This is a genomic window from Paraburkholderia sp. BR13439 (genome assembly GCF_040948805.1).
Classification (GTDB): domain Bacteria; phylum Pseudomonadota; class Gammaproteobacteria; order Burkholderiales; family Burkholderiaceae; genus Paraburkholderia; species Paraburkholderia youngii.
This window is the reverse complement of sequence record NZ_JBFPKN010000153.1, coordinates 1-441: the sequence shown is the minus strand read 5'-3', so window position 1 is coordinate 441 and position 441 is coordinate 1. Positions and strand designations below refer to the sequence as shown.

Below are 441 nucleotides of genomic sequence, written 5' to 3'. Positions count from 1 at the left end.
CAACGTGATTGGTGAGGGAGGTAAAGGCGACGACTCCCCGTTCGCGACCGAAATATTTGCGCGAGTGCCTCGCCTTTGCGGTCGGAGTGGCGGCAGCGAACTTCTGTCCGTCGATGGCACCGAAAAGCGCGCCAAGATCGGACGAGTACTTGTAGCGGCTTGCAATCGAAACCAGTCTGGCTCGCAATCATCGGCTTTTTCGGCTCGAATTGGTTGCGACTGACGGCGAGCCGTGGGCTCACATTGCTTGCGACCGAGCTTGCAATCATCGGTCTCTGGCTTGCGTTCCATCGATAGGGGCTCACATTAGTTGCAACGTAAGCGGTCAATAAAAGACGCCCTTCCATCGAGGGGCAGAAGGTCAGAAGCTAGGTGTCCACGTGGACACCTGCACACTGACACTGATGACAGAGAACAAAGACCTGAAGAGCCGTCTGGTGA

At 56.2% G+C, this 441-nt stretch carries 1 protein-coding gene; it reads right to left on the bottom strand.

Annotation, left to right across the window (positions count from 1 at the left end; translation table 11 throughout):
- On the bottom strand, positions 1-187 hold a 187-nt coding region (locus tag AB3X96_RS42650; RefSeq protein ID WP_368594428.1), incomplete at its 3' end, for a Tn3 family transposase.
- Positions 188-441 lie beyond the last annotated feature (254 nt).